Source organism: Streptomyces sp. NPDC014889 (assembly GCF_043081205.1).
In the GTDB taxonomy this organism is placed as follows: Bacteria; Actinomycetota; Actinomycetes; order Streptomycetales; family Streptomycetaceae; genus Streptomyces.
Window position 1 is genome coordinate 217325 of record NZ_JBIBWH010000003.1, and the last position, 23787, is coordinate 241111.

23 protein-coding genes and 1 tRNA gene are annotated in these 23787 nt (G+C 70.9%); 10 read left to right on the forward strand and 14 right to left on the reverse strand.

The window, feature by feature from the left end; translation table 11 throughout:
- The first annotated feature begins 173 nt into the window (after positions 1-173).
- Positions 174-767 (forward strand): histidine phosphatase family protein, encoded by a 594-nt coding sequence (locus ACF09J_RS07130; RefSeq protein WP_392304359.1) that lies wholly within the window; start codon positions 174-176, stop codon positions 765-767.
- A gap of 48 nt (positions 768-815) precedes the next feature.
- Here the strand turns inward: ACF09J_RS07130 and ACF09J_RS07135 are convergent, their stop codons facing one another.
- The gene (locus ACF09J_RS07135; protein WP_392304360.1) at positions 816-2267 is read right to left on the reverse strand and encodes a hypothetical protein; all 1452 of its coding nucleotides are present in this window, start codon (positions 2265-2267) and stop codon (positions 816-818) included.
- 340 nt (positions 2268-2607) lie between these two features.
- Between ACF09J_RS07135 and ACF09J_RS07140 the strand changes: the two genes are divergently transcribed.
- Positions 2608-2988, forward strand: coding sequence for a hypothetical protein (locus ACF09J_RS07140; protein WP_392304361.1), 381 nt, complete (start codon positions 2608-2610; stop codon positions 2986-2988).
- An 86-nt stretch (positions 2989-3074) separates the two neighbouring features.
- On the forward strand, positions 3075-3944 hold the full coding sequence (locus ACF09J_RS07145; protein WP_392304362.1) for a spermidine synthase: 870 nt from the start codon (positions 3075-3077) through the stop codon (positions 3942-3944).
- A gap of 55 nt (positions 3945-3999) precedes the next feature.
- Here ACF09J_RS07145 and ACF09J_RS07150 read toward each other — a convergent pair whose 3' ends face one another.
- Positions 4000-4530, reverse strand: a complete 531-nt coding sequence (locus ACF09J_RS07150; RefSeq protein ID WP_392304363.1) for a hypothetical protein — start codon at positions 4528-4530, stop codon at positions 4000-4002.
- Positions 4531-4669: 139 nt separating this feature from the next.
- Between ACF09J_RS07150 and ACF09J_RS07155 the strand changes: the two genes are divergently transcribed.
- Together ACF09J_RS07155 and ACF09J_RS07160 are read left to right on the forward strand one after the other, a co-directional pair.
- Entirely contained in the window at positions 4670-5374 is a 705-nt protein-coding gene (locus tag ACF09J_RS07155) for a response regulator transcription factor (protein WP_392304364.1), read from the forward strand.
- Positions 5371-6774: a sensor histidine kinase gene (locus ACF09J_RS07160; protein ID WP_392304365.1), complete on the forward strand. Its 1404-nt coding sequence runs from the start codon at positions 5371-5373 to the stop codon at positions 6772-6774. The genes ACF09J_RS07155 and ACF09J_RS07160 overlap by 4 nt, the downstream gene beginning before the upstream one ends.
- Positions 6775-6871: 97 nt before the next feature.
- On the opposite strand, the gene ACF09J_RS07165 is transcribed toward ACF09J_RS07160, so the two are convergent.
- The 4 genes from ACF09J_RS07165 to ACF09J_RS07180 all read right to left on the reverse strand — a co-directional run bounded on the left by ACF09J_RS07165 (position 6872) and on the right by ACF09J_RS07180 (position 11840).
- Positions 6872-8308 carry a GH1 family beta-glucosidase gene (locus tag ACF09J_RS07165; protein ID WP_392304366.1) on the reverse strand — a complete coding sequence of 479 codons (1437 nt, stop codon included), beginning with the start codon at positions 8306-8308 and terminating at the stop codon, positions 6872-6874.
- A gap of 239 nt (positions 8309-8547) precedes the next feature.
- The gene (locus tag ACF09J_RS07170) at positions 8548-9450 is read right to left on the reverse strand and encodes a carbohydrate ABC transporter permease (protein ID WP_392304367.1); all 903 of its coding nucleotides are present in this window, start codon (positions 9448-9450) and stop codon (positions 8548-8550) included.
- A gap of 12 nt (positions 9451-9462) precedes the next feature.
- Positions 9463-10473 carry a carbohydrate ABC transporter permease gene (locus tag ACF09J_RS07175; protein WP_392304673.1) on the reverse strand — a complete coding sequence of 337 codons (1011 nt, stop codon included), beginning with the start codon at positions 10471-10473 and terminating at the stop codon, positions 9463-9465.
- Between the two features lie 5 nt (positions 10474-10478).
- On the reverse strand, positions 10479-11840 hold the full coding sequence (locus tag ACF09J_RS07180) for an ABC transporter substrate-binding protein (protein WP_392304368.1): 1362 nt from the start codon (positions 11838-11840) through the stop codon (positions 10479-10481).
- A 366-nt stretch (positions 11841-12206) separates the two neighbouring features.
- Here ACF09J_RS07180 and ACF09J_RS07185 point away from each other — a divergent pair, with 366 nt between their 5' ends.
- Positions 12207-13265 (forward strand): LacI family DNA-binding transcriptional regulator, encoded by a 1059-nt coding sequence (locus ACF09J_RS07185; RefSeq protein WP_392304369.1) that lies wholly within the window; start codon positions 12207-12209, stop codon positions 13263-13265.
- On the opposite strand, the gene ACF09J_RS07190 is transcribed toward ACF09J_RS07185, so the two are convergent.
- On the reverse strand, positions 13234-13698 hold the full coding sequence (locus ACF09J_RS07190) for an ankyrin repeat domain-containing protein (RefSeq protein ID WP_392304370.1): 465 nt from the start codon (positions 13696-13698) through the stop codon (positions 13234-13236). The two genes, ACF09J_RS07185 and ACF09J_RS07190, sit on opposite strands and share 32 nt — an antisense overlap.
- A gap of 271 nt (positions 13699-13969) precedes the next feature.
- Between ACF09J_RS07190 and ACF09J_RS07195 the strand changes: the two genes are divergently transcribed.
- Positions 13970-14596, forward strand: a complete 627-nt coding sequence (locus ACF09J_RS07195; protein WP_392304371.1) for a hypothetical protein — start codon at positions 13970-13972, stop codon at positions 14594-14596.
- A gap of 63 nt (positions 14597-14659) precedes the next feature.
- Positions 14660-15163, forward strand: coding sequence for an NUDIX hydrolase (locus tag ACF09J_RS07200; RefSeq protein WP_392304372.1), 504 nt, complete (start codon positions 14660-14662; stop codon positions 15161-15163).
- Positions 15164-15321: 158 nt separating this feature from the next.
- Here the strand turns inward: ACF09J_RS07200 and ACF09J_RS07205 are convergent, their stop codons facing one another.
- Positions 15322-15534: a hypothetical protein gene (locus ACF09J_RS07205; RefSeq protein WP_392304373.1), complete on the reverse strand. Its 213-nt coding sequence runs from the start codon at positions 15532-15534 to the stop codon at positions 15322-15324.
- On the reverse strand, positions 15531-15953 hold the full coding sequence (locus ACF09J_RS07210) for an ATP-binding protein (RefSeq protein WP_392304374.1): 423 nt from the start codon (positions 15951-15953) through the stop codon (positions 15531-15533). Before ACF09J_RS07210 ends, ACF09J_RS07205 begins: the two co-directional genes overlap by 4 nt.
- Positions 15954-16111: 158 nt before the next feature.
- Here ACF09J_RS07210 and ACF09J_RS07215 point away from each other — a divergent pair, with 158 nt between their 5' ends.
- The gene (locus ACF09J_RS07215; protein WP_392304375.1) at positions 16112-17377 is read left to right on the forward strand and encodes an XRE family transcriptional regulator; all 1266 of its coding nucleotides are present in this window, start codon (positions 16112-16114) and stop codon (positions 17375-17377) included.
- Positions 17362-17901: a GNAT family N-acetyltransferase gene (locus ACF09J_RS07220; RefSeq protein ID WP_392304376.1), complete on the forward strand. Its 540-nt coding sequence runs from the start codon at positions 17362-17364 to the stop codon at positions 17899-17901. The genes ACF09J_RS07215 and ACF09J_RS07220 overlap by 16 nt, the downstream gene beginning before the upstream one ends.
- Here ACF09J_RS07220 and ACF09J_RS07225 read toward each other — a convergent pair.
- The 5 genes from ACF09J_RS07225 to orn all read right to left on the reverse strand — a co-directional run bounded on the left by ACF09J_RS07225 (position 17805) and on the right by orn (position 23652).
- Positions 17805-18185, reverse strand: a complete 381-nt coding sequence (locus ACF09J_RS07225; protein ID WP_392304377.1) for a hypothetical protein — start codon at positions 18183-18185, stop codon at positions 17805-17807. The genes ACF09J_RS07220 and ACF09J_RS07225 overlap by 97 nt on opposite strands.
- A 443-nt stretch (positions 18186-18628) precedes the next feature.
- Complete coding sequence (locus tag ACF09J_RS07230; RefSeq protein ID WP_392304378.1) at positions 18629-19117, reverse strand: SMI1/KNR4 family protein; 489 nt, start codon at positions 19115-19117, stop codon at positions 18629-18631.
- 405 nt (positions 19118-19522) lie between these two features.
- Entirely contained in the window at positions 19523-22669 is a 3147-nt protein-coding gene (locus ACF09J_RS07235) for an FG-GAP repeat domain-containing protein (RefSeq protein ID WP_392304379.1), read from the reverse strand.
- Between the two features lie 190 nt (positions 22670-22859).
- A tRNA-His gene (locus ACF09J_RS07240) sits at positions 22860-22932 on the reverse strand.
- Positions 22933-23043: 111 nt separating this feature from the next.
- Positions 23044-23652 carry an oligoribonuclease gene (gene orn / locus ACF09J_RS07245; protein ID WP_392304380.1) on the reverse strand — a complete coding sequence of 203 codons (609 nt, stop codon included), beginning with the start codon at positions 23650-23652 and terminating at the stop codon, positions 23044-23046.
- Positions 23653-23787: the final 135 nt, after the last annotated feature.

Sequence of the window (23787 nt, forward strand, 5' to 3'; positions counted from 1 at the left end):
GCTGCCCGGCGGTGCCGGACGGTCGTGCCACTTTACGGTGCCCGACCCGGCCACCTCCGAGTGGCCCCGGCCGTGATAGACGCACAGACCGTCCCCCGGGTTGCCCTCCGGCGGCGTGCGCGATGATGGAGGGATTCCGTCCGACGATCTGACCTTTTTCCGGAAGGTTCTCCATGGCACCGCGCATCCTGTTGGCCCGGCACGGACAGACCGAGTGGTCACTGTCCGGCAGGCACACCGGCAGGACCGACGTCCCCCTCCTGGAGGAGGGCCGGCGCGGCGCCAAGCTGCTCGGGGAACGGCTCCAGCGGGCGCCGTTCGACGGCCTGTCCGGGGTCGAGGTCCGCACCAGCCCGCTGGCACGCGCGCGTGAGACGTGCGAGCTCGCCGGCTTCGGCGACCGCGCGATGTGCTGGGACACGCTGATGGAGTGGGACTACGGCGCGTACGAGGGCCTGACGCCGCGGGAGATCCAGGCCGAGCGGCCCGGCTGGCTGATCTGGCGGGACGGGGTCCCGCGCGGGGAGACGCTCGCCGAGATGACCTCCCGCGCCGACGAGGTGGTGGCCTGGGCCCGCGCCGAGGACCGCGACGTCCTGGTCTTCGCCCACGGCCACATCCTGCGGTCGATCGGCGCGCGGTGGCTCGGCCTGCCGCTCGACTTCGCGGCACACATCCGTCTCAACCCCACGTCACTGTCGGTACTGGGCTGGGCATACGGAGAACCGGCCCTCGAACACTGGAACGACGTGGGTCACCTCTCGTAGCCGGCCGCCGCGGCGCCGGGTGTTGTGGGGCCGGGTGCTGTGGGGTCGTCACACCGCCCGAGGGGCGCTCGCGTGTCTTTCCAGGAAGACGGAGACGCCGGCCGCCCGGCGGTGCGGGAGCAGCACCCGCGCCGTTCCCGCCAGCATCGTCTGGATGCGGGACGACTGGACCTGGCCCAGCAGGTCCAGCACCCGCATTCCGGCGACGGCCGCCTCGTCCGGCAGGCCCCCGCGCGCGAGGTCGTCGGCCAGTTCGGCCGTGTAGAGCGCGATGTTCCGCGTGAAGTGGGGATCCTGCAGCTGCGCGGCACGCCGCGCGTGCCGGGCCGCCCGCGGCCAGTCGCCCAGCGTGGACCAGCACTGCGCCTCCAGCCCCGCCAGCTCGGCCTCGCCGTAGAAGCTCATCCACTCGGGGTCGGCGTCCGAGGCGCCCCGCTCGTACAGGGCCCGTGCCCGCGCGAGCGCCCGCTCGCACCCGGCGCGGTCGGCCAGTCCGGCCCAGCCGCCCGCCTCGCGCAGCGAGAGCAGCGACATCAGCCGCGCCGAGCCCAGCCCGCGCCCGACGCGCTGCGCGGCCTGCGCGGCCCGCACCGCCTCACGGGGCCGTCCCGCGTCCCGCGCGAGGAACGCGGTGTTGCAGAAGGCGTGGGCCTCCAGGGCCGGATCCCCGGTCATGCGCGCGGTGGCCAGTGCCTCGGCGTAGTGCGAGCGCGCGTCGTCGAAACGCCCGGAGTCGTGGGCCAGCCAGCCCACCGAGATGGCCAGTTCGCCCGCGCCCGAGTGCAGCCGGTCGGCGGTGGTCTGCCGGGTCGCACCGGCGTCGAGCAGCGCGTAGGCGGCGCGCAGCGGAGCGGCCGCGCGGCGGTAGAGCCCGTCCGCTCCGTGCCGGTCGTCGAGCAACCGGATCCTGCGGACGGCCTCTTCGACTGCCCCGGCGTCGCTCGCGCCGGCGCGGCGCGCGGGGCGGTCCGCGGCCGAGGCGTCGAAGGCGGGTCCCAGGGGGCCCAGCGAGGCGGCGGCCACGGTGGCGCCCCCGCGGGTCATGAATGCGCGACGCAGCACGTCGCTCTCCTCGTGGTTCTCGTGGTCTTCGTGCGGGTGGTACGGATCGTGCGGGTCGTACGGGTGATACGGGTGACACGGGTCCGGCGACTCGGTGGAGTGGTACGGGTCACGTCCCTCCCGTGCCTCGGGCACGGCGCGCGAGGCGCGTCCCCGAACGGCCGACCGGGGTGCGAACCCCAGGTCGGTCAGCGTGCGGCCCGGGAACATGTGCAAGAACACACGTTCGTAGGCGTAGTTGGGGCAGCGGATCTCACCCGCCTCCACCCGGCCGATGTAGCGCGCGTCACAGCTGACCCGCTCACCGATCGCGTGGGCGGCCCGCCGTACCGCCGCGGCGAACTCGGCCGGGGAGCGCTGTCCGCGCAGCCGCCGGAAGGCGAGATTCGGCCGTGGTGGACGGGGGGACTGGGACGAGGTCACCGTCGACGACGTCATGGCCGGGCCCTCTCGTGCGAACCGTCGAACCATGCCGGACCCAGGGGAAGTTGCCCGAGTCACCCGGTCGTCCGCGTCACCCGTCGCCCGAGTCGTCCCGGTCGTACGGGTGGCGCCCTGTTTCCGGCGAGCAAGAAAGTACCTGCTGTGTCCGCCCATGCACGCTGCGTTTGGCTACAAACCGGATATCTCATCCTTGATCTGCCATGAAGTGCCACCCTTCATGACGGACTTCGCCCGTAGCCGTTGACGCCCTCTCGCGTTGAACCCCATGGGCCGGGAGCCGCCGGGCTCCGAGCCCGCTCGTTCACGAGGAGGGATTTTCGTGATGGAGGCCGGGATGGAAACCCCGCGCAGTGCCGATCCCTGTACGCCGTCCCCGTGCGACGTGGTCACGGTGCCGGCCCGGCAGGGGCTCGAGACGGTCGACATCCTGCGCCGCGGGCCGGGCGACACGGTGGGGCCCGTCCTGCACGACGAAGGCGGCGACACACTCGGCTTCGTGGTGCCGGCGGGCACGGCGGCGGCCTGGGACGTACCCGGGAGCACCTGCACCAGGACCGACGGACGGGGACTGCGACTGGCCCCGGAGCCGCCGGTGGAGGGCTCGGACTGGCTGGTCCCGCCCGACGAGGCCGACCTCGCGACCGACCCCGCGGCGCTGCGGCGGGCGCTGGGGGAGGCGGCCCGGACGATCGAGGCGGCGGACAGCTGCCGCTGACCCGGGCGCCCCACCCGCCCGGAACGCCCGCCCACGGCTCCCGCCACCTGTGGGTGGCACACCGCACGGCTTGCGACAATGGGCCAATGGGAAGGACCAGGAGCCCCCGCCGCGGGCGAGGAGCCGTCGAAGCCGTCGCCGAACAGGTCGACGGCGGGCTCGCACAGCTCATACCCGACCGGGAGCGGGCACGGGCCTGGACCCTGCTGATCGACGGCGCCCCGCAGTCCTACGTCGACCTCGACGACCCGGCGTACCTCTCCTTCGAGTACCAGCGCCGGCTCGGGCACGTGATCGACCTCGCCGCACCGCTCGGCCGGCCGGTCCACGCCGTGCACCTCGGCGGAGGGGCGTTCACCCTCGCCCGGTACGTCGCCGCCACCCGGCCCCGCTCCACCCAGCAGGTGGTCGAGCGGGACGCGGCCCTCGTCCAACTGGTCCGCCGCGAGCTGCCGCTGGATTCCGGAGCCCGCCTCCGGGTGCGGTCGGTGGACGCCCGCGAGGGGCTCGCCAAAGTGCCGGACGGCTGGGCCGACCTGGTCATCGCGGACGTGTTCAGCGGCGCCCGTACACCCGCCCACCTCACCTCGACGGAGTTCCTCGAAGGGGTGCGCAGGGTCCTCAAGCCGGGCGGTGTCTACGCCGCCAACCTCGCCGACGGCCCGCCGCTGGCCCATCTGCGCGGCCAGATCGCCACCGCGGCCGCCCGGTTCACCGAACTCGCGCTGGTCGCCGACCCGACCGTGCTGCGCGGCAAGCGCTTCGGCAACGCCGTGCTCGTGGCCTCCGACCTCCCGCTGCCGGTCGCCGAACTGACCCGCCGGGCCGCCACCGACCCGCACCCGGGCCGCGTCGAACACGGCCGCGCCCTCACCGACTTCACCGGAGGGGCCGCACCGGTCACCGACGCCGCGGCGGTCGCCTCACCGGCCCCGCCGCCGTCCGCCTTCCGCTGATCCGGCCGGACTTCCCGGTCCGGCAGGACCGGGCGCGCTCAACCCGGCGTTCCTCTTAGTAGTTGCCGATCTCCACATGCGGCGGCCCGTCGTGCCAGGCGCAGATGACCGACACCCGGTCCGTGCCGGAGGTGAACTCGACGCGGATCCAGGTCTCCGTCTTCCACACCTGCATCGACCAGTCCGTGCCCGGAGTCGCGGAGACCAGGTTCGCCGAGACCTCGCCGAGGTCGAAGACCACCCGGCCGCCCTCGGTGTCGTAACTCCTCACCCGGCCCGAGGCGGTGGGGGAGGGGGCGGGACCGCTCGCGGGGCGCGCGGGCCGGGAGGGGACGGGAGTCACCGCCGGTCCGCCGGACGAGGCGCTCGGACCGGCCGAGGGGGGCTTGGACACGGCCGGCCGAGAGGTGGGCGAGGCGGCCGGTGCCGACTCCTGACGGGGCGCCTCGGCCGCGGCGATGGGCAGGGCGCGCGGCGGATCGTAGGCGGTGCCCGCCATCACCGTGTGGACGCCCCACCACGACAGGGTGGCCGCCGCGCCCGTGGCGAGCGACCACGCCAGCAGGTGTACGAGTCCTCTGAGCATCGCCGCCATCCTGCCCCACCCGTCTCCATCATGTCGCGGGAACACGGTCGGGGTGAGGTTGTCCACAGGCGGCCGGAGCGCGGGCGGAGTTGTCCACAGGCCCCGGCCGGGCCCGCCCGCATGGCGTACGGTGCGGCGCATGGCAAGTGTTCTCGTGGTCGAGGACGACCCGTTCGTGCGCTCGGCACTCATCCGGCACCTGACCGACGCCTCGCACACCGTGCGCAGCGTCGGTACGGCGCTCGAGGCGCTGCGCGAGGTCGCCCACCTCCGCTTCGACCTGGTCGTACTGGACCTCGGACTGCCCGATCTGGACGGCTCGGAGGCGCTGAAGATGCTGCGCGGCATCACCGACGTGCCCGTCATCATCGCCACCGCCCGGGACGACGAGGCGGAGATCGTCCGGCTGCTCAACGCCGGGGCGGACGACTACCTGACCAAGCCGTTCTCCGTCGAGCACCTGTCCGCGCGCATGGCCGCCGTGCTGCGCCGGGCCCGCTCGGCCACCGGTGGGCCCCCGCCGTCCACCGTGCTCCGGGTCGGCGGCCTGACCGTCGACCCGCTGCGCCGCCAGGCCGAGTTGGACGGGACGCGGCTGGACCTGACCCGCCGTGAGTTCGACCTGCTCGCCTTCCTCGCCGAACGGCCGGGCGTGGTCGTGGCGCGCAAGGAACTGCTCGCCGAGGTGTGGCGGCAGTCCTACGGCGACGACCAGACGATAGACGTCCATCTGTCCTGGCTCAGGAGGAAGTTGGGCGAGACCGCCGCCCGGCCCCGCTATCTGCACACCCTGCGGGGCGTGGGCGTGAAGCTGGAGCCGCCCGGAGCGGAGCCGCCGCGATGAGATGGGCACTGGTCAAGGTCTGCCTCGCGGTCACCACGATGGTCGTGATCGCCTTCGCGGTCCCGCTCGCCCTGGTCATCAAGGAGATGGCCCGGGACCGCGCCTTCTCCAACGCCGAACGCCAGGCCGCGGCGGTCGCGCCCGCCCTGTCCATCACCACCGAGCGCGAGCCGTTGGAGCGGGTCGTCGCCTCGGCGGGCTCGGACGCCCGGATGGCCGTGCACGTACCGGCCGTCGACGGCGCCGCCGCCGTCGAGATCGGCCGTGCCCGGGCCACCGGCGAGGACATCGCGACCGTGCGGCGGACGGGCCGCGCCTCCACCGCCGACGTGCCCGGCGGGTCCACGCTGCTCCAGCCGGTCGCGCTGAGCTCCGGCGCCATCGCCGTCGTCGAGGTCTACGTCCCCGAGGCCGAGGTCGGCAAGGGCGTGGGCACGGCCTGGGCGGTGCTCGCCGGTGTGGGCGCGGCGCTCGTCGTCGGCTCGGTCGCCGTCGCCGACCGGCTCGGCGTACGGATGGTGCGGCCCGCGCAGCGGCTGGCCGAGAGCGCGCACGAACTGGGCGAGGGCAGGCTGGGCGCCCGGGTGCCCGAGGACGGCCCGACCGAACTGCGGCTCGCCGCCGTCGCGTTCAACTCCATGGCCGACCAGGTCGTCCAACTGCTCGCGAACGAACGCGAACTGGCGGCCGACCTGTCCCACCGGCTGCGTACGCCGCTGACCGTGCTGCGGCTGAACGCGGCCTCGCTCGGAGCCGGGCCCGCCGCCGAGCAGACCCGGACGGCGGTCGCCCAGTTGGAGCGGGAGGTCGACACGATCATCCGCACCGCCCGGGAGGCCAAGCCGCAGACGGCGGCGGCCGGTCCGGGCGCCGGCTGCGACGCGGCCGAAGTCGTCCGGGAGCGGATGGAGTTCTGGTCGGCGCTCGCCGAGGACGAGGGCCGCACGTGGCGGCTGGCCGGGGTCGAGCGGCCGGTGCGCATACCCGTCGCCCGCGCCGACCTCGCGGCCGCGCTGGACGCCCTGCTCGGCAACGTCTTCCGGCACACCGCCGAGGGCACCGCCTTCGCGGTCGACGTGCACAACGGCGACGACGCGGTGATCGTGCTGGTCTCCGACGCCGGACCGGGCATACCCGACCCGGACTCGGCGATGCTGCGCGGGCGCGGCTCGGGGAACGACGGCTCCACGGGACTCGGCCTGGACATCGTGCGCCGGCTCGCGGAGTCCACCGGCGGGGACGTGCGGATCGGCTCCTCCGTGCTCGGCGGCACGGAAGTGCGGATCCGGCTCCAGCTCGACGCCCGCTCCCCGGTCCGCTCGGGTCACCGGGGAGCGGTGCGCCGCCGCCGGCCGGGCAGACCGGCCGCACGCCTCGGCCGTACCCGGTCCCTTCCCTGAGCCGCCACTGCCTGGGCAGCCGCGTCGAGGAGCGGGAAAGCGCCCCGGCCGGTTCACCCCCGAGCCGGCCGGGGCGCGCTGTGGGCCGGACGGGCCGTCAGGCGGCGTCCGGCGCAGGCAGCTCCCCGGTGCGGGCGGCCCTGCCGTACCAGTGGGCGCTGGACTTCGGGATCCGGGCGAGGGTGCTGTAGTCGACGTAGACCGCGCCGAACCGCTTGCTGTACCCGTAGGCCCACTCGAAGTTGTCCATCAGGGACCACAGGTAGTACCCGCGGACGTCCGCGCCGTCCGTGATGGCCCGGCGCACGGCCGCCAGGTGCGAGTGCAGGTACGCGATGCGCTCCGGGTCGTGCACGCGGCCGTCGGCGTCCACCTTGTCGTCGTAGGCGGCGCCGTTCTCGGTGACGTACAGGGCCAGCCCCGGCGCCTCCCGGGAGTAGCGCATGATCAGCTCGTGCAGGCCGCTCGGGTCGATCGTCCAGCCCATTTCGGTGCGGTCGCCCGGCGTCTGGTGGAACGCCACGTCGTCCGCGCCGGGCCATGGCGAGTGGGCGCTCGCCCCGTGACCGTCGGCCCGCGGGCCTTCCAGCGCCGTGTCCGCCGCCGACACCAGGGCCGGCGTGTAGTAGTTGAGGCCGAGCGCGTCCAGCGGCTGGTGGGCGGCTCGCACATCGCCGTCCTGGACGAAGGACCAGTCCGTGATGGAGGAGGTCGCCTCCAGCAGCGTGGCCGGGTACGCCCCGTGCAGCATCGGGCCGTGGAAGACCCCGTTGGCCAGGTCGTCGATCTTCCGGGCCGCCGCCAGGTCCACCGGGTCCTGCGAAACCGGGCGGATTACGGAGGAGTTGAGGCTGACCGCGATCGAGTTGCGGGCCGGCATCACCGACCGCAATGCCTGCGTGCCCAGGCCGTGGGCCAGGTTCAGATGGTGGGCGGCGCGCAGCGTGGCCGCGGGCTCGGTGCGGCCCGGGGCGTGCACCCCGGAGCCGTAGCCCAGGAAGGCGCTGCACCACGGCTCGTTGAGGGTGATCCACTGCTCCACCCGGTCGCCGAGCGCCTCACCGACGATCTGCGCGTACTCCGCGAAGCGCAGCGCGGTCTCCCGCTCCGGCCAGCCGCCCGCGTCCTCCAACTCCTGCGGGAGGTCCCAGTGGTAGAGGGTGACCGCCGGCTTGATCCCGCGGTCCAGCAGCTCGTCCACCAGACGGCGGTAGAAGTCCAGGCCCACCTGGACGGCGGGGCCCCGGCCGGTGGGCTGCACCCGCGGCCAGGAGATGGAGAAGCGGTAGGCGTTGAGGCCCAGGTCCGCCATCAGGGCCACGTCGTCGCGGTAGCGGTGGTAGTGGTCGACAGCGATGTCACCGGTCTCACCTCCGGCGGTCTTGCCCGGGGTATGGCTGAAGGTGTCCCAGATCGAGGGCGTACGGCCGTCCTCCCGCACCGCCCCCTCGATCTGGTACGCGGAGGTCGCGGCGCCCCAGAGGAAGGCGGGCGGAAAGGTCACCGGGGTCACCGGCTGTGCGGACTCAGGCATGGAAGCGCTCCCATAGATGGTCGTGAAAGACCGACGGTTCGAAAGGGGAGGGTGGACAGGGGTCGACGTGGACAGGGGAAAGGGGACAGGGGGAAAGGGAGGAGCAAGGGGCCGGGACCACGGTGACCCGGCCCCCGGAACAGGCGGGGCGTGCGCCGCGGCCGGGCCGCCGCGCCGGCGCGGACGGGCCGCGGGCGCCGCGAGGACGGTCGCGGGCGGGGAAGGACAGGTCGCGGGCGTCAGCCCTTGACCGCGCCCTGCATGATGCCGCCCACGATCTGCTTGCCGAAGATCGCGAAGACCAGCAGCAGCGGCAGCGTGCCGAGCAGCGCGCCCGCCATGATCAGGGACTGGTCGGGGGTGTAGCCGCGGCCCAGGCCCGCGAGGGCGACCTGCACGGTCGGGTTGCCGGTCTGGGTCAGGACCAGGAAGGGCCACAGGAAGTCGTTCCAGGTCTGCACGAACATCAGCATCCCCAGCACGGCCATCGCGGGACGCGCCGCCGGGAACACCACGTGCCACACCACGCGCCAGCTGCTCGCGCCGTCCACCCGGGCGGCCTCGATGATCTCGTCCGGCAGCGCCTGAAGCAGGTACTGCCGCATGAAGAACACACCGAACGCGCTGACCAGCGACGGCAGGATCACCGCCTGCAACTGGTCGGTCCAGTCCAGCTTGGCCACCATCATGTACAGCGGGATGATGCTGAGCTGCGGCGGCACCATCATCGTGCCGATCACGATCAGCATCAGCGCGCCCCGGCCCTTGAAGCGCAGCTTGGCGAAGGCGAAGCCGGCGATCGTCGACAGGAACACGACCGTCGCCGCGGAGGTTCCCGCCACGATCGTGGTGTTGACGAACGCCTTGCCCAGATTTGCGTCCGTCCAGGCGACCTGGAGGTTGTGCATCAGGTTCGAGCCGAACCAGAAGGGCGGCGGGGTCTGCGCCAGCCGGTTGTTGTTCCGGGAGGCGGCGATCGCCGTCCACACCAGCGGGAACAGCGAGCCGATGGTGAACAGGGCCAGGATCACGTAGGCGATCGGGCCGGCGTGCAGTTGTCCGCCCGCGCGGGCCGCCTTGGGCCGGCGCGTCCGGCGGGGCGCGTCGGTCGGCGTCTCGGGTTCGGTCAGGGTCGTCGTCACGGCCGGTACTCCTTAACTACTGGCGCGCAGCCGGCGCGAGATGACGTAGTTGACCACGCCGATCACGATCAGGATCAGGAACATCGTCCAGGCGATCGCGGAGGCCCGGCCCAGGTGCTGGTTCACCCAGCCCTGCTCGTACAGGTACAGACCCAGCGTCTGGAACTGGTGCTCGGCACCGCCGGAGGCGCCCTTGTTGGCGTCGAACAGCAGCGGCTCGCCGAAGACCTGGCTGGCGCCGATGGTCGACACCACGGCGGTGAACAGGATGGTCGGGCGCAGCTGCGGCAGGGTGACGTGGAAGAACTGCCGGAACCGGTTGGCGCCGTCCAGGGCCGCCGACTCGTACAGGTCGTTCGGGATGGCCTGCATCGCCGCGAGGTAGATCAGCGCGTTGTAGCCCGTCCAGCGCCAGATGATGATCGTGGAGACGGCTATCTGGGAGGGCCACTTGTCGTTCTGCCAGTCGACGTTGTCGAAGCCGACCGAGTGCAGCACCCAGTTGATCATCCCGTAGTCGCGGCCGAAGAGCAGCACGAAGACCAGCGAGGCGGCGGCGATCGAGGTCGCGTACGGCGCGAGCATCGCGACCCGGTAGAACGTCGTGGCGCGCAGCCGGTAGTTCAGGATGTGCGCCAGGCCCATCGCCATCAGCAATTGCGGGACCGTGGAGATGATGCCGATGGTCAGGGTGTTCCTCGCCGCGTTCCAGAAGAACTCGTCGTCGAAGATCCGGGTGTAGTTGCGCAGCCCGGCCCATTCCATGTCGGTCGGCGCCGTCAGCTCCACCGTGTGCAGCGAGGCCCACGCCGTGTAGATCAGCGGGAACAGCCCGAAGGCGACGAACAGGAGGAAGAACGGCGAGACGAACGCGTACGGGCTCCACCGCATGTCCCGCTGCCAGCGGCGGGACAGCCGCGCCCGGCGCCGGTGCTCCGCGTCGGCGGCGTCGGTCTCCGCCGGGCGGCCCGGGGCCGCGCCCCCCTCCTCGGGGGGCGCGGCGGTGTCGTGCCGGGTGGCCATACCGGTCACTTCTCCAGGTTGTTGTCGATGGTCTTGGTGGCCGTCGTCCACGCGTCGGCGGGCGACTTGCCCTTCGTCACGAGGAAGACACCGTTGTCCGTCAGGCCCTGCTGGACGATCTGGTCCTTCGGGCCGATCACCTGGACCGGGATGGACTTGGCGGCCTCGGCGAAGATCTTGCCGATGGGCGCGTCACCCGTCATCTCGTTCTTCGCGTCGGTCACCGACGGCATGGTGTACGCACCCGGCGCGCTCGGGAAGCTGCCCTGGACGGCGAACAGCTTCGCCTGCTGCTCGGGAGCCGTCAACCAGGTGATGAAGTCCGTCGCCTCCTTCACGTGCTTGCCGCTCTTGGGCACGGCCAGGAAGGAACCGCCCCAGTTGCCGCCCTTCGGCGGCACGGCCACGTCCCACTTGCCGGCCGCGTCCGGCTTCGACTTGCCCTTGATGGTGCCGAGCATCCACGGCGGGCAGGCGACGGTGGCGAACTTGCTGTTCGCGATCGTCTGGTCCCAGGCCGGCTGGAACTGCGTCTGCGACTGGAGCAGTCCCTCCTGGGCGGCCTTGGCCGTCAGGTTGAAGGCGGACTTGACGGCGGGGTTCTTCTTGTAGATGACGTTGCCGGAGGCGTCGTAGAACTTCTCCTTCTCACTGCTGAGGATCGCGTTGATCAGACCGCCGGGGGAGTCCATGAAGTAGGTGCCGTCGGGCGCCTTCTTCTTGAACTTCTCGCCCGCCGCGACGAACTTGTTCCAGTCGCCAGCCCACAGCTTGCCGACCTCCTCGCGGTCGGTGGGCAGACCGGCCTGCTCGAAGAGGTCCTTGCGGTAGCAGATCGCCATCGGGCCGATGTCGGTGCCCAGGCCGATGGTCTGGTCGTCCTTGGTGGTGGCCTGCTGCCACTTCCAGTCCAGCCAGTTGCTCTTGTCCACGCCCGAGACCTTGGAGAGGTCCTCGAACTTGGCCGCCTGGGTGGCGACGACCTCGGCGATGTTGCCGACTTCGACGGCCTGGACGTCCATCAGGCCGCTGTTGGTGGTCAGATGGTTGACGAGCGCCGGGTAGTAGTTCTCATTGCGCTCGGTGACGTTCTCCTGGATCCTGATGTTGGAGTGCAGCTTCTCGTACTCGGCGTAGAGGCCGGCCTCCTTGAAGCCCATGGTGCCGAAGAGCCCCAAGGTGATCGTGACCTTGTCACCGCCGTTGCCGCCGCCGGACGAGCCGGACGTGTCTCCGCTGTCGCTGGAGCAGCCGGCCAGCAGCCCGGCGCCCAGCGACGCGGCTGCCGCCAGGACCACCGCCTTGCGGGCGATGGGTGTGCCCCCACTCGGACGAAGCCGAGAATGGGCGAGGAAACGTGCTCGCATTGCGTCCTCCTGTTGCCCTGACGTGCCGACCCCCCGGCCAACTGCATGTTGGGCCCGTTTCTACTCGCTGCGGCTCGGGCGGGGAACGTGCGGGTTGTGTATGTGTCAGGTACTGTGGGAGCGCTCCCACCAGTGATGTGTTGAAGAGTCGCGGGTTCGAGCGGGGGTGTCAAGGGTGTGAGCGAGGACAAATGCGTTCAGTTATCGGCCTGTTAGCTAACGCGGGAGGGCGAGGCTCTCGTCCCGGACATGCGGAGCCGCTCCCTCCCCGGAGACCGCCGCGGCAGCCCCCGGGCACGGCGTCCGTTCTCGGGAGACTGTTACATTCCAGGCCAAGGCGGTTTCGACGGTGGAAAGGCGGAGCCAATGACAGCCCACGGAGCGCGGGGCCGGAGCGGCGGTCGGCCGACCCTCGAAGAGGTCGCCGCGCGGGCCGGCGTCGGCCGGGGCACCGTCTCACGGGTGATCAACGGCTCGCCCCGGGTCAGCGACGCCACCCGGGCCGCGGTCGAGGCCGCGGTCGCCGAACTCGGCTACGTTCCCAACACGGCCGCCCGCGCCCTCGCCGCCAACCGCACCGACGCGATCGCCCTCGTCGTGCCCGAGCCGGAGACCCGCTTCTTCGCCGAGCCGTACTTCTCGGACATGCTGCGGGGTGTCGGCGCCGGACTGTCGGACACGGAGATGCAGTTGTTGCTGATCTTCGCCGGCAGCGACCAGAAGCGGCAGCGGCTGGCTGAGTACCTGGCCGCGCACCGGGTGGACGGGGTCCTGCTGGTCTCGGTGCACGCCGACGACCCGCTGCCCGACATGCTGTCCCAGTTGGAGATCCCGGCCGTGATCAGCGGTCCGCGGTCCGCGGGCGAGACCCTGACCTCGGTGGACTCCGACAACTACGGAGGCGCCCGCTCCGCCGTGGAGCACCTGCTGGCCCACGGCTGCCGCACCGTCGCCCACATCACCGGCCACATGGACGTCTACGGCGCCCAGCGCCGCGTCGACGGCTACCGCGACGCCCTGCGCGACGCGGGCCATGAGGTGGACGAACTCCTCGTGGCCCAGGGTGACTTCACCGAGGGCGGCGGCCGCCGTGCGATGACGCGCCTGCTGGCCCACCGTCCCGATCTGGACGCCGTCTTCGCCGCCTCCGACGTCACGGCCGCCGGTGCCCGCCAGGTGCTGCGCGAGGCGGGCCGCCGCATCCCCGACGACGTGGCCCTCGTCGGCTACGACGACTCCGCCATAGCGCGCCACATGGACCCGCCCCTGAGCAGCGTCCGCCAGCCCATCGAGGAGATGGGCCGCGCGATGATCGACCTCCTGCTGAACGAGATCGCCGACCGCCGCCCGGCGGCGTCCCGCGGGCTGGAGCGGCGGCAGCAACTCGTGCTGCCTACGGAGCTGGTGGTGCGGGCGTCGTCGTAACGGACGCCGGCCCGCCGCCTCGGCCGGCTCCCGCCGCGACAAGAAGGGCGACGGTCTCGGCATGGGAGTCGGCGACCGCCCACTCCAGCGGAGTGCGGCCCGTGCCGTGATCCTCACGGAGGTTCGGATCGGCGCCGTGCGCCAGCAGTTCGCGCACGGTCTCGGTGTGCCCCCAGCATGCGGCCGCGCACAGGGGTGTGCCCTCCGACCCGTGCCCGCTCTCGGCGTCCGGACTGGCCCCGGCCGCGAGAAGCAGGCGGACCGTCTTGGCATCCCCTTGCACGGACGCCGCGTAGAGCGGAGTGGTGCCCTCCCTGTCCGCCCGTCCCGGATCGGCCCCGGCCCGCAACAGCGCCTCTGCACGGACGGTGTCACCCAGCATGGCCGCGGCGACGAGGTGCCGGGAGAGCTTCTTGCGCTGCCGTCGGTTCATGGCCGGAGAGAGTAGCGGCTTCCGGGCCGGGGAGCCGACGGCTATCAGCTGACCTCGCTGTGCGGGGTCTGGTGGACGGGGTGGCGGGCGTTCGGAGCGACGACGCTCCCGGATCGAGCCGGAACGGTGGCCGGCCCGCAAGTGCCACGGAGGATCTTCACGCAAGGGGCGCGATTCCTTCACGAGTCGCCCATGTGTACGATCACGCTTTACGGATTAGGGGGGCTCCTACCTGCGGTGACGCCTGTCGGCAACCCCTCCGGTACTGGTGATGGAGAGCGTGTACGTGGGCAGCAACAGCAGCGACGGGACGGCACTGGGGTGCGGTGTCATCGTGGTCGTCTCGCTCATCCTGGCGGTGGCGACGCAGTGCGGCGGCGGCGACTCGGACGCCGCGTCAACTGCCACGCCCAGCACCGCTGTGAGCGCCGCGGTCGAGTCGCCGAGGCCCGCCGGGCAGGAGCCCAAGGCCGACGCACCGAAGCCCGCCCGGCCCAAGAAGGTCACGATGACCCTCGCGGAGATCGCCGACACCCCGGGCACGTTCGAGCAGTTCAAGGAGTTCGTGGCCAAGCATGGGACCGCTCGCCAGAAGAAGGCGGTCAAGCACCTCAAGGGATGGCGGGGCTACAAGCGGAAGTGGGTTCACCCGGCTCTGGAGGCCCGCTCCGACTATCCGACCGTCGACTACGAGGCCATAGACGACGGCGACGTGGTCGAGCTGGAAAAGATGATGGACCTCGAGAAACAGTCCCAGTACATCGCCGAGGCCTTCGCGGCCTGGTGGGAGATCGACGAGACGGCGACCCTCCAGGTCTTCGACCGAGGCGGCGAGTACACCGCCGGCACATCCTGCATCCGGCCCGACACCGTGAAGAAGAACGGGTCCTGCCTCTGACACCCCACACGCGACGGAGCCCGGGGCACGGAGGCGGCAGCGTGCTCGCCCTACAGTGAGGCCATGCCGGAAGAGCAGCACAAGGTGACCGTGGACAGCGGAATCGAGATCCCGGTTCCCGCCGGCGGGGAGGTCTGGGCGGCCGGAGCGGTCATCCTCAACCGCGACGGCCGTGCCTTCGCGCAGAGACGCAGCCCGGAGCGGCGGCTCTTCCCCGACTGCTGGGACGTTGTCGGCGGTCACGTCGAGCCCGGCGAGTCGTTGCTCGACGCCCTCGCCCGGGAAGTTGAGGAAGAGACCGGCTGGCGCCTGCGCCGGGTGCGGAGGCTGCTCGGGATCACCGCGTGGACCGGGGACGACGGCAGGGGCGTGAGGCGGGAGGCCGACTACCTCGTCGAAGTCGACGGCGACCTGAATCACCCCGCCCTGGAATGGTCCAAGCACACCGCCTACGACTGGTTCGGCCCGGACGACCTCCCCCGGCTCAAGGAGAACCGAGCCCCCGGCGAACACCTCATCCACGACGTGATCGCGAAGGCCCTGCGAAACCCACCCGCCTGGCCCTGAACGGCCGGGCGGATACGCAAGAGGCCGGTGACCTGGTTGTCCCAGGTCACCGGTAGTGAGCACCGCCCGTCTGGCCAAGCGTGTGGCCTCGTGCAGGAACTCGTAGGCCTCTTCGTCCGTGAGGCTGCTCAGTCAGAGGAACGCGCAGCTGTGCACGGTCACGAGGCCCGTTCTCTCTTGACCCGCTCCTGGCGGGGCACGGTGACGGTCAGCCTCTCGGGGTTCGGGGCCGTCCACGTCAGGGCCCATGCCCAGACCTCGCGCAGGAGGTATGTACCGTCCTGCTGTACGTCCCTGACGATGCCCTCCCTGTCCGCGTCGGCGTCGTATACCTGATCGCCCACCCAGGCCTTGGGCTTCTCCTCGCTCACCGGGTCGGCTCGCAGCTCAGCTCGGCCCAGACCTGCTTGCCCCAGCGGTGCGGGTCGGTTCCCCAGCACTCGGCGAGGGCGTCGACCAGGAGGAGCCCGCGGCCGCTGGTGGGCAGATCCTCGTCGGGCTTGGGCAACTCAGGCATCACGCGGGCCTTGTCGACGACGCCGACGCGTACGAACCGTTCGTTCGGCCGGGAGATGACGACCCGGATCAGGCGGCTTTTCGTGTGCTTGACGGCGTTGGCCACCAACTCCGAGACGACCAGTATCGCGGTGTCCTCCAGATCCTCCAGGTACCAGGCGGCCAGGGCCGTCCGTACGAGTTTGCGGGCGGCCGCGGCACTCTCCTCGAGAGCGGGGAGGGTCTCGGAGTAGCCGGGATGCCCGGTGTGGTGCGGCCTCGCTGGCAGGATCATCTGAACCTCGAGAAGAGTCGGACTACGACAGCCTTGGTTCAGTCAACGACCAGTCGTCCGCGGTGAGGAGGAAAAATCGACCCGGTGTGCGTCTGGGGCAGGCGGAAATTTCCCGGCTCTGCCATCACCGAGGGGGCATCAGTGGCTACCGTGTGTACGTGGAGGGCAATGCGAACCTCGCCGGTGCCATGCGGGAAGCAGGCTTCACACAGGCCCAGTTGGCTCAGGCCGTCAATGAGTACCTGTGCCTGCACGGATACGACGGCACTGTGAGCGACCGCACCGTGCGCAACTGGCTGAGCGGAAGAACCCGTTGGCCTCACCCGCGTCAACGGGAGGCGCTCGAGACGGTATTCGGATGTACGGCCCAAGGTCTGGGCTTCAGCCCGCCACCAGCAATACCTCCCACCACCGAACCGGAGTCTCCCGTGAGGCGCAGGAACTTCCTCACCGCCACCACCGGCACAGCCGCCGCCGTCGTGGTGCCCATCACGGACTCGCGACCGGCCGCAGTCGGCACCTCCGACGTGATCCGTCTCCGCAGCGGCCTGGATGCCCTGATGGACCTGGACAGAGCCCGAGGGGGCCATGAAGGCATGGAGCGAGCAGCTCTCGCCGGAGCCTCCGAGGCCATCGCCAAGCAGAGACACGCCGCCTCCCAGCGCATCCGGCAGCGCCTCTTCTCGGTGGCCGCCAACTACACCGCCACGGCCGCATGGTCCGCCATCGACGCCCGGCAACTCGACCGAGCCCAGCGGTTTCTTGACCGGGCCCTGTACCTCGCTGGGATGGCCAAGGATCCCGTCGCCGAACTGCGTGCCTGGAACTCGTACGCCATGCTCGCCCACCAGCGGGACCAGTTTGCCGAGGCGGTGGACGCCGGGTATGCGGCCCAGGCCACGACCATGGCCCGGCGGGAGCCCTTCTATAACTCCCTTGCACACGCGCGTACGGCTGTTGCCCACGCCAACCTCCGGGACCGCCGGGCCGCCATCCGCTCCCTGGGTTACGCAGAGGAGGCGCTGGCGAAGGCGTCGCAGGAAGAACCCAGGCCGAGTTGGGTCAGCTTCTACGGGGTCGCGGAACTGTGCGCCATCCAGGCCATCGTCCGGGACAGGATCGGAGATGCGGCGGAGTCGGAGGCCGCCTCCCACCGGGCACTGGCCATGCTCCCCAAGCACTTCCGCCGTAACCGTGGTCTGGCCACTACGCGACTCGCCCTTGCCCAGCTCCACCAGGGAGAGGTCGAACAAGCATGCGCCACAGCCGCGACTGTCTTCGAGCTGATGGCTGGCAACCCTATCCCCGGCCGGATGCGCTCTCTGCTCGGCGATTACTACCGGGACTTGATCAGCCTTGCGCCGGACGCGGCAGTCGCACAAGAGTGGGGGGATCGCTTCCGATCCGAATGGAGCCGAGCTTGAGTGCCGCCGACCTGGACGTCCGCCGCTTCACACATGACGACCTGCCGCAGATCCGGCAAACGATCATCGACATCCACGCGGACGCCCAGGGCGAAGCCATGAAGGACGACTTCAAGAAGCGCTTCCCCTGGTTCGTAGACCACTGGGGCGGCAACGCCGGTTTCGCCTGCGTGATCGCCTACGTCGGAGACGAGGCGGTGGGGTTCGCGTACGGAGCCCCGGCCAACGAGGGCCGCGAGTGGTGGCGTGACCATCTCGACCCCGCCCCGGACAAGCATCACACCTTCTCCTACTCCGAGCTCGCCGTCCGCCAGAAGTGGCGGAAGCAGGGGGTGGCAGACCTGCTCTCCCGCGCCTTGCTGGACGGTCGGAACGAGGACCTGGCCGTCCTTCTGGTGGACGTCACCCACCCGCAGGTCCAGGCCCTTTACGAGTCCTGGGGCTTTCGGAAGGTCGGCGAGCGGCAGCCGTTCCCGGACTCCCCGGTGTACGCCGTGATGCTGGCCGAGCTGCCGCTGCGCTGACTGGCAACAAGAACGCCCCGACCTCCGCGAGGGAGATTGGGGGCGATTCGGAGGCTCTTGCCAGAGAGACCAACTGTGGCGTCGTGCCTGGCGGGACGGAGGTTCCCGCGACGATCTCCACCTCGATTCCCCACCGTCTGACCGTGCGCGACGACGGCGTTCTCGAATCCCTGGTCGACCAGGGACTCCTCCACGGTGTCGGTGTCGGCGGCGACGCTGTCCAGCAGCGCGATGCCGACGGCGTTGTCGTGCACGGACGCGGCGAGCACCACCACCGCGATCATCAGGCCCAACGCGTCAACGGCTAGGCCGAGCTTGCGGCCGGGTATTTTTTCGCCGCATCACGCCCCGTCGACTCCGTGAGCACCCCGGCCGCCGAGTGCACGCTCTGGGTGTAGAGCACCCTCGACTCGGGCCGGCCTTCCGCCGAACCTGCCAGCGCAGCAGGTCAAGGGCCGCTTCTCGCGGTCGAGCCCGTCTCCTGCCCGCGCCCTCAGACGGGTAACCAATTGTCTCTTCCAGGCCGACGAGCATCACGAGTGCCGTCGCCTTGGATGGACGCGTCATCGAGTAATGATCGGGATGACGATGGCGGTCAGTACTGCCAGGCCGGTCAGACCGACCATTAGAGGCTCCCGTGTGGCCGGATGACGATGTGCCAAATAGGTCAGCCCACCAAGCCGGATGCCCTTGTCGTGTATCGGACGCTGTTGGGTAGTGGTCAGTCTCACCAGCCGTCGCCGGCGTGCCAGCGTTGCACCCATTCCAGGAAGCCGACCGCCTCCGGCATCGGATAGGGGTAGGCGCCGACTTCGGTGACCACCCAGACCTTGCCTCGTTGGGGACCTGTCACGACCAGGACCCAGTAGGAGGGGCCGTCGTCGGTGCCGAGCAGGATGGAGCCGTGGTTGTAGACGTCGGCGACGCGCTCGTGATGGTCGTCGGCGAGGGGTTCGCCTTCCCAGGCCCAGGCCTCCCGGAGCGGGAACGGGGCGGCTGGATTGCGGTCCCTGTCGTATGGCCAGTCGGGTGGGAGCCAGCCCAGAGGGAGGAGGCCTCCATCTTCCGGCGGTCCGAGGGGCGACCCGTTGGTGATCTCGGCGATCAGACTCCGGTACGGCTCCGGAAGCACGATCCCGTGCTCGGATTCCCACACCGAGACGCCATCGTGTCCCAGTGCCGGCTCGCGCCACTCCGTTGCAATGGCGGTGCGCAAGAACTCCAGGATGGCCTCGGCAGGGCGCTGATTAGGTGATGTGGTTGTCACGGCAGCATGCTTGCAGAAGGGACCGACAGGGCCACTGCGGGGCCACCGGTCGCCGCGATGCCGCGGATGCGGGGAAAAGCCGCGGATTCGATGCCCTCTGACAAGGGGTTTTCGGCGCAGCCGTTGTAGCCCTCGATGCTGTTGCGGAGTCGGACCGGGACCGCTTCGCAGTGCAGGCTGCCCTGGAGATGCCGGGCGGGCGGCACGGTCCGTCACGCCACCTGCGAGCACATCGAGGGCATCGTCATGATGCGCCGCGAACTGCCCGATGGCGAAGGAGCACCGAAGAGAGACAGCCCTGTGGCCCGCCCGTGGGGGCACACCACGGTCGTGTGCCCCCGTCCCGAGCCCGGTTCAGAACAGTCCCTTGTAGCCCTTCCAGCCGGTCGCGATCTTCGTGCGGGGCCCGAACGAGCCCCGGCCGTCGCCCTTCTGGCGCCACAGGTTCCCCGAGGTGTCGCGCGCCACCAGGTCGGGCTTCCCGTCCGAGGTGATGTCACCGACGCCGACGACCGCGTTGTACGAGGCACCCCACTTCGAGAACAGCTTGACCCGTTTCGTCGACAGCCCGCCCTTCGTCCCGTAGTACCGGTACAGAGTGCCGTCCTTGTGCCGTGCCAGCACGTCCCCGAGGCCGTCGCCGTTCAGGTCGCCGACTCCGATGATCTTCGTGTACGAGCCCCAGCTCGAGGCGATCTTCTTCCCGGCCGCCAGCGTGCCGTCGGGCTTCGCCGCGAAGAGGTACATCGCGCCCGTCGACGCCTTCCGTGCCAGCAGGTCGGTCAGTCCGTCGCCGGTGAGGTCGCCGGGCGAGGTGAGGACGTCGTAGGCCTTCCAGCCGGTGCCGCCGCTCAGCGTCCGGTACGAAGTCGAGGGCGTGAGCGGCTTTCCGCACGCGGGCCGGTACGCCCGCAGCGATCCGTTCGCCATCCGTACGAGGACGTCGTTGCACTTGTCCTTGTTCAGGTCCCCGAAGGGCACGGCGACCACCGATGTGGGCCAGCCGCGCCCCGACGTCTTGCCTGAGAACTTCCCGGCGCCGTTCCCGTGGTGAAACGTGAGGGTCCCGTGCGAGTCGAGCGTCAGCAGGTCCGCGATCGCGTCGGGCGACGCCCCGGAGCCCGCGTAGTCGCGCGGGACGGGCTTACCGCGGAGGAGCCGGACCGTCCCCGCGCGGCGCAGCGCCGCCCCCCGGCCGTCCGCCGGGTTCGCGGTGAGCTCCCAGGTGTACCGGCCGTTCGGCAGCGGGGTCTTGTACTGCTTGGCCGGGTCCATGCCCGTCCACTGCACGTCGAGCCGCCCGCGGGTGTCGCCGCCCTGGCGCCGGTCGACCACCCGGTTGGTGTTCTTGTCCCGGACCACGAGCGTCCAGGACGCGACCGGCTTGGAGAACACGCCGTCGAAGACCGCCGTCCCACGCATGCCGGCGCGGCTCGTGGGCCATTCGGCGTTGACGGACGTGGCCTCCGCCTCCCGCAGGGTGATCAGGGACTGGGTGGTGGTGACCCCGGACGGCGCGAGGTGGATGCGTTCCTGTGCGTCCACGTACGCGACGTTGCCGCTGTACCTGTCCACGGTCCAGCGGACGTGGCGCTGCGAGGTTCCGGTGTCGGGCAGTTCGCCGATGACCCGGGTGCCGGGCGAACTGGAGTCCACCGTGGTGAGGTTCAGTTTCCCGGCCTGCCGGTCGTGGGTGACGACGTAGCCGTCGCCGAGCAGCGCCTCCCCGGAGGGGACGGCCACCGAGGTCTTCTTCGTACGGTCGTACACCCCGGCGGGCCCGTCGGGGCCGCAGCTCCAATACAGCCAGCGGCCCACGGCCTGCAACTCCTGCGGAACGCAACTCGCGCCGGTGCCGGCGGTCTCGACCGTCTTCTTCGAGACGAGGTCGAGCGCCGAGACGCTGCCCGGCGTGGCACCGGGCGTCCAGAGCCGGTTCTCCCAGACGGCGGCGGCACTGGGGGTGCGCGTCAGAGGGGCGCCGTCGTCGTCCAGGCGGTAGACGGACTGCTTGTCGGGGGTGGTGTGGATCAGGTACGTGACCGAGACGTCGGTGATCCGGCCGCCGGCCGGCACCCTGCGCTGGTAGAGGTCGTATTTGCCGGGACCGTGGACCCGGAGCAGGTCCGATTCGCCGCTCTGGCGCTCCAGCCAGGCGATGCGCCCGTCGCCGACGTCGAAGACCGACGCGCAGCCGGGGTCTGCGACCGGGCAGTCGTCCATGACCACGTCGGATGTCGGGGTCAGGCGGGTGTGCTCGCCGTACTCGGGGGTGCCGGTCGCGGCCACGTTCCGGACGTAGGGGGTGCGGCGGCCGTTCTCCAATTCGGCGTCGACGAGTCTGCCCTGACTCAGGACGAGCCCCTCGATCGGGACGGTCGGCCGGGGCAGTGGCCTGACCGTGGTGACGACGGGCGCGCTGTCGTCGCCGTGGTGGATGTGCTGGATGCCGCGGTCGTCGACGGTGGTCGACGTGCGGCCGATGGCAAGGGCGGTGCCGTCGGGGGCGGCCACCAGGCCGGTGCCCGACCCCGTGACCACGGTGATGGACTGCCCGCCCGCGACCGGCATCGCCTTGAGGGTGGCGGTGGCACCGGGGCGGTAGACCAACCAGTGGCCGGCGAGGGCCAGTTCCTGACCCGATTTGGAGAAGCCGCTGTCCAGCGCGACCTCGACCGGCGTAGCCGACACGTCGGAGCGGGGCAGCACCAGCACGGTGGATGAGTTGATGCTGTACACCACGATGTGGTCGGGGGAGATCTTCGCCCGGTAGTAGCTGCTGGGCAGCCGCTGCGTCCAGCCCTGGACCCGGCCCGTCTCCCGGTCGACGAGGACCATCCGGTCCGTGCCGTCGGTCTGCCGGCTCTGGAACAGCACGCTGGTCGCGTCGGCCCCGTGCGGCTGGCCGAGCACCATGTCCTCCGGTGCGCCGACGACTGGCACGTCGCGGGTGGTTCCGTCAGGGCCGCTGGTCAGCAGATGCATGGCCCGGGTGGACGTCCCGTTCCCGGTGGCGGAGTTGCGGAAGGTGACGACGGTGGTGCCGTAGACGGAGAGCACGCCCTGCCCCTCGGGGACGTGCACCGTACGGGTCGTCCCGTCGGAGGCGTCCCACAGCTCCACTCGGTCGGGGTAGCGGTACGCGAGTACGTCGCTGCCCGTCGCTGCCGTGAAGTACGAGCCTTCCGGTTTCGGTACGGCGACCGGCGTGCCGCCGCCGTAACGCGACCAGACGAGACCGGAGTAGCCCTCGAGCCGGTGGAAGAAACCCTGGCTGCCCGCACCGTCCGCGCCGGTCAGGGTGTTGGCGGCATAGAGCGAGGCCGAGGTGTAGGTGCCGCGCAGGGCCGCCGGGACGACGGTCTCCTGAGGTACGGCAGGCGCCGCGGAGGCGACGCCGGGTGCCAGCGGACCGGTACCGGCCAGTAGAGCCGCGAATGCGGTGACGACGATACCGGCGGGTCTCGCACCACGGTGGTGCACCACGGTGTTGCGGAACATGCGGAACAAGGATGCCCCTCCCGAGAAGCCCGAGGGGTGGGCGATGCCGTCCATGACGACCGGCCCCCAGCCGTCGCGGCCCCCCGGAAAGTCGGCTGATGTTACCGCTATCGGACGCCACGGCTGTGCATGAGGAGAACGAAAGAGGCCGATGACCTTGTTGTTGCAGGTCATCGGCCTCTTCGAGGAGGGTGAGTGACGGGACTCGAACCCGCGGCATCCTGGACCACAACCAGGTGCTCTACCAGCTGAGCTACACCCACCATGACCGGTCACAGGGATTCTGTGGTTTCCCCGACCGGCCGAGAAGAAGTCTACAGGGTCCGAAGGGGTGCTCGCGCACAGGTTTCGCGGCGCCCCTTCGCGGGGCCCCGTTATGCCTGCTGAGCAGGGAGGACGTGCTTCGCCGCGATCGCCTTGGCGGTGTCGGAGTCGGGGCCGGGCTGCGGGACGAAGACGGCCTCGCGGTAGTAGCGCAACTCCGCGATGGACTCACGGATGTCGGCCAGGGCGCGGTGGTTCCCGTTCTTCTCCGGGCTGTTGAAGTACGCCCGCGGGTACCAGCGCCGGGCCAGCTCCTTGATCGAGGACACGTCCACGATCCGGTAGTGGAGGTAACCCTCCAGCGTCGGCATGTCGCGCAGCAGGAAGCCGCGGTCGGTGCCGACCGAGTTCCCGCACAGCGGGGCCTTGCCGGGCTCCTTCACGTACTCCCGTACGTAGGCCAGGACCTGTTCCTCGGCGTCCTTGAGCGTCGTGCCGCCGGCCAGCTCGGCGAGCAGACCGGACGCGGTGTGCATCTCACGCACCACCTCCGGCATCGTCTCCAGCGCCGAGTCCGGCGGCCGGACGACGATGTCGACTCCCTCGCCGAGTACGTTCAGCTCGGAGTCGGTGACGAGGGCGGCCACCTCGATGAGCGCGTCGTCGGACAGCGAGAGGCCGGTCATCTCGCAGTCGATCCACACCATGCGATCGTTCATGTGTCTCACCTTACGGCGCGCCGCCGCGAGCCGGACCGACCGTGGGGGGCCCCGGGGGGGCGCCCCCCCCCCCCCGCCCCGGCGGGGGGGGGGGGGCGCCGCGCCCCCCCCCCCCCCCCCCCCCCGCGCGCGCGG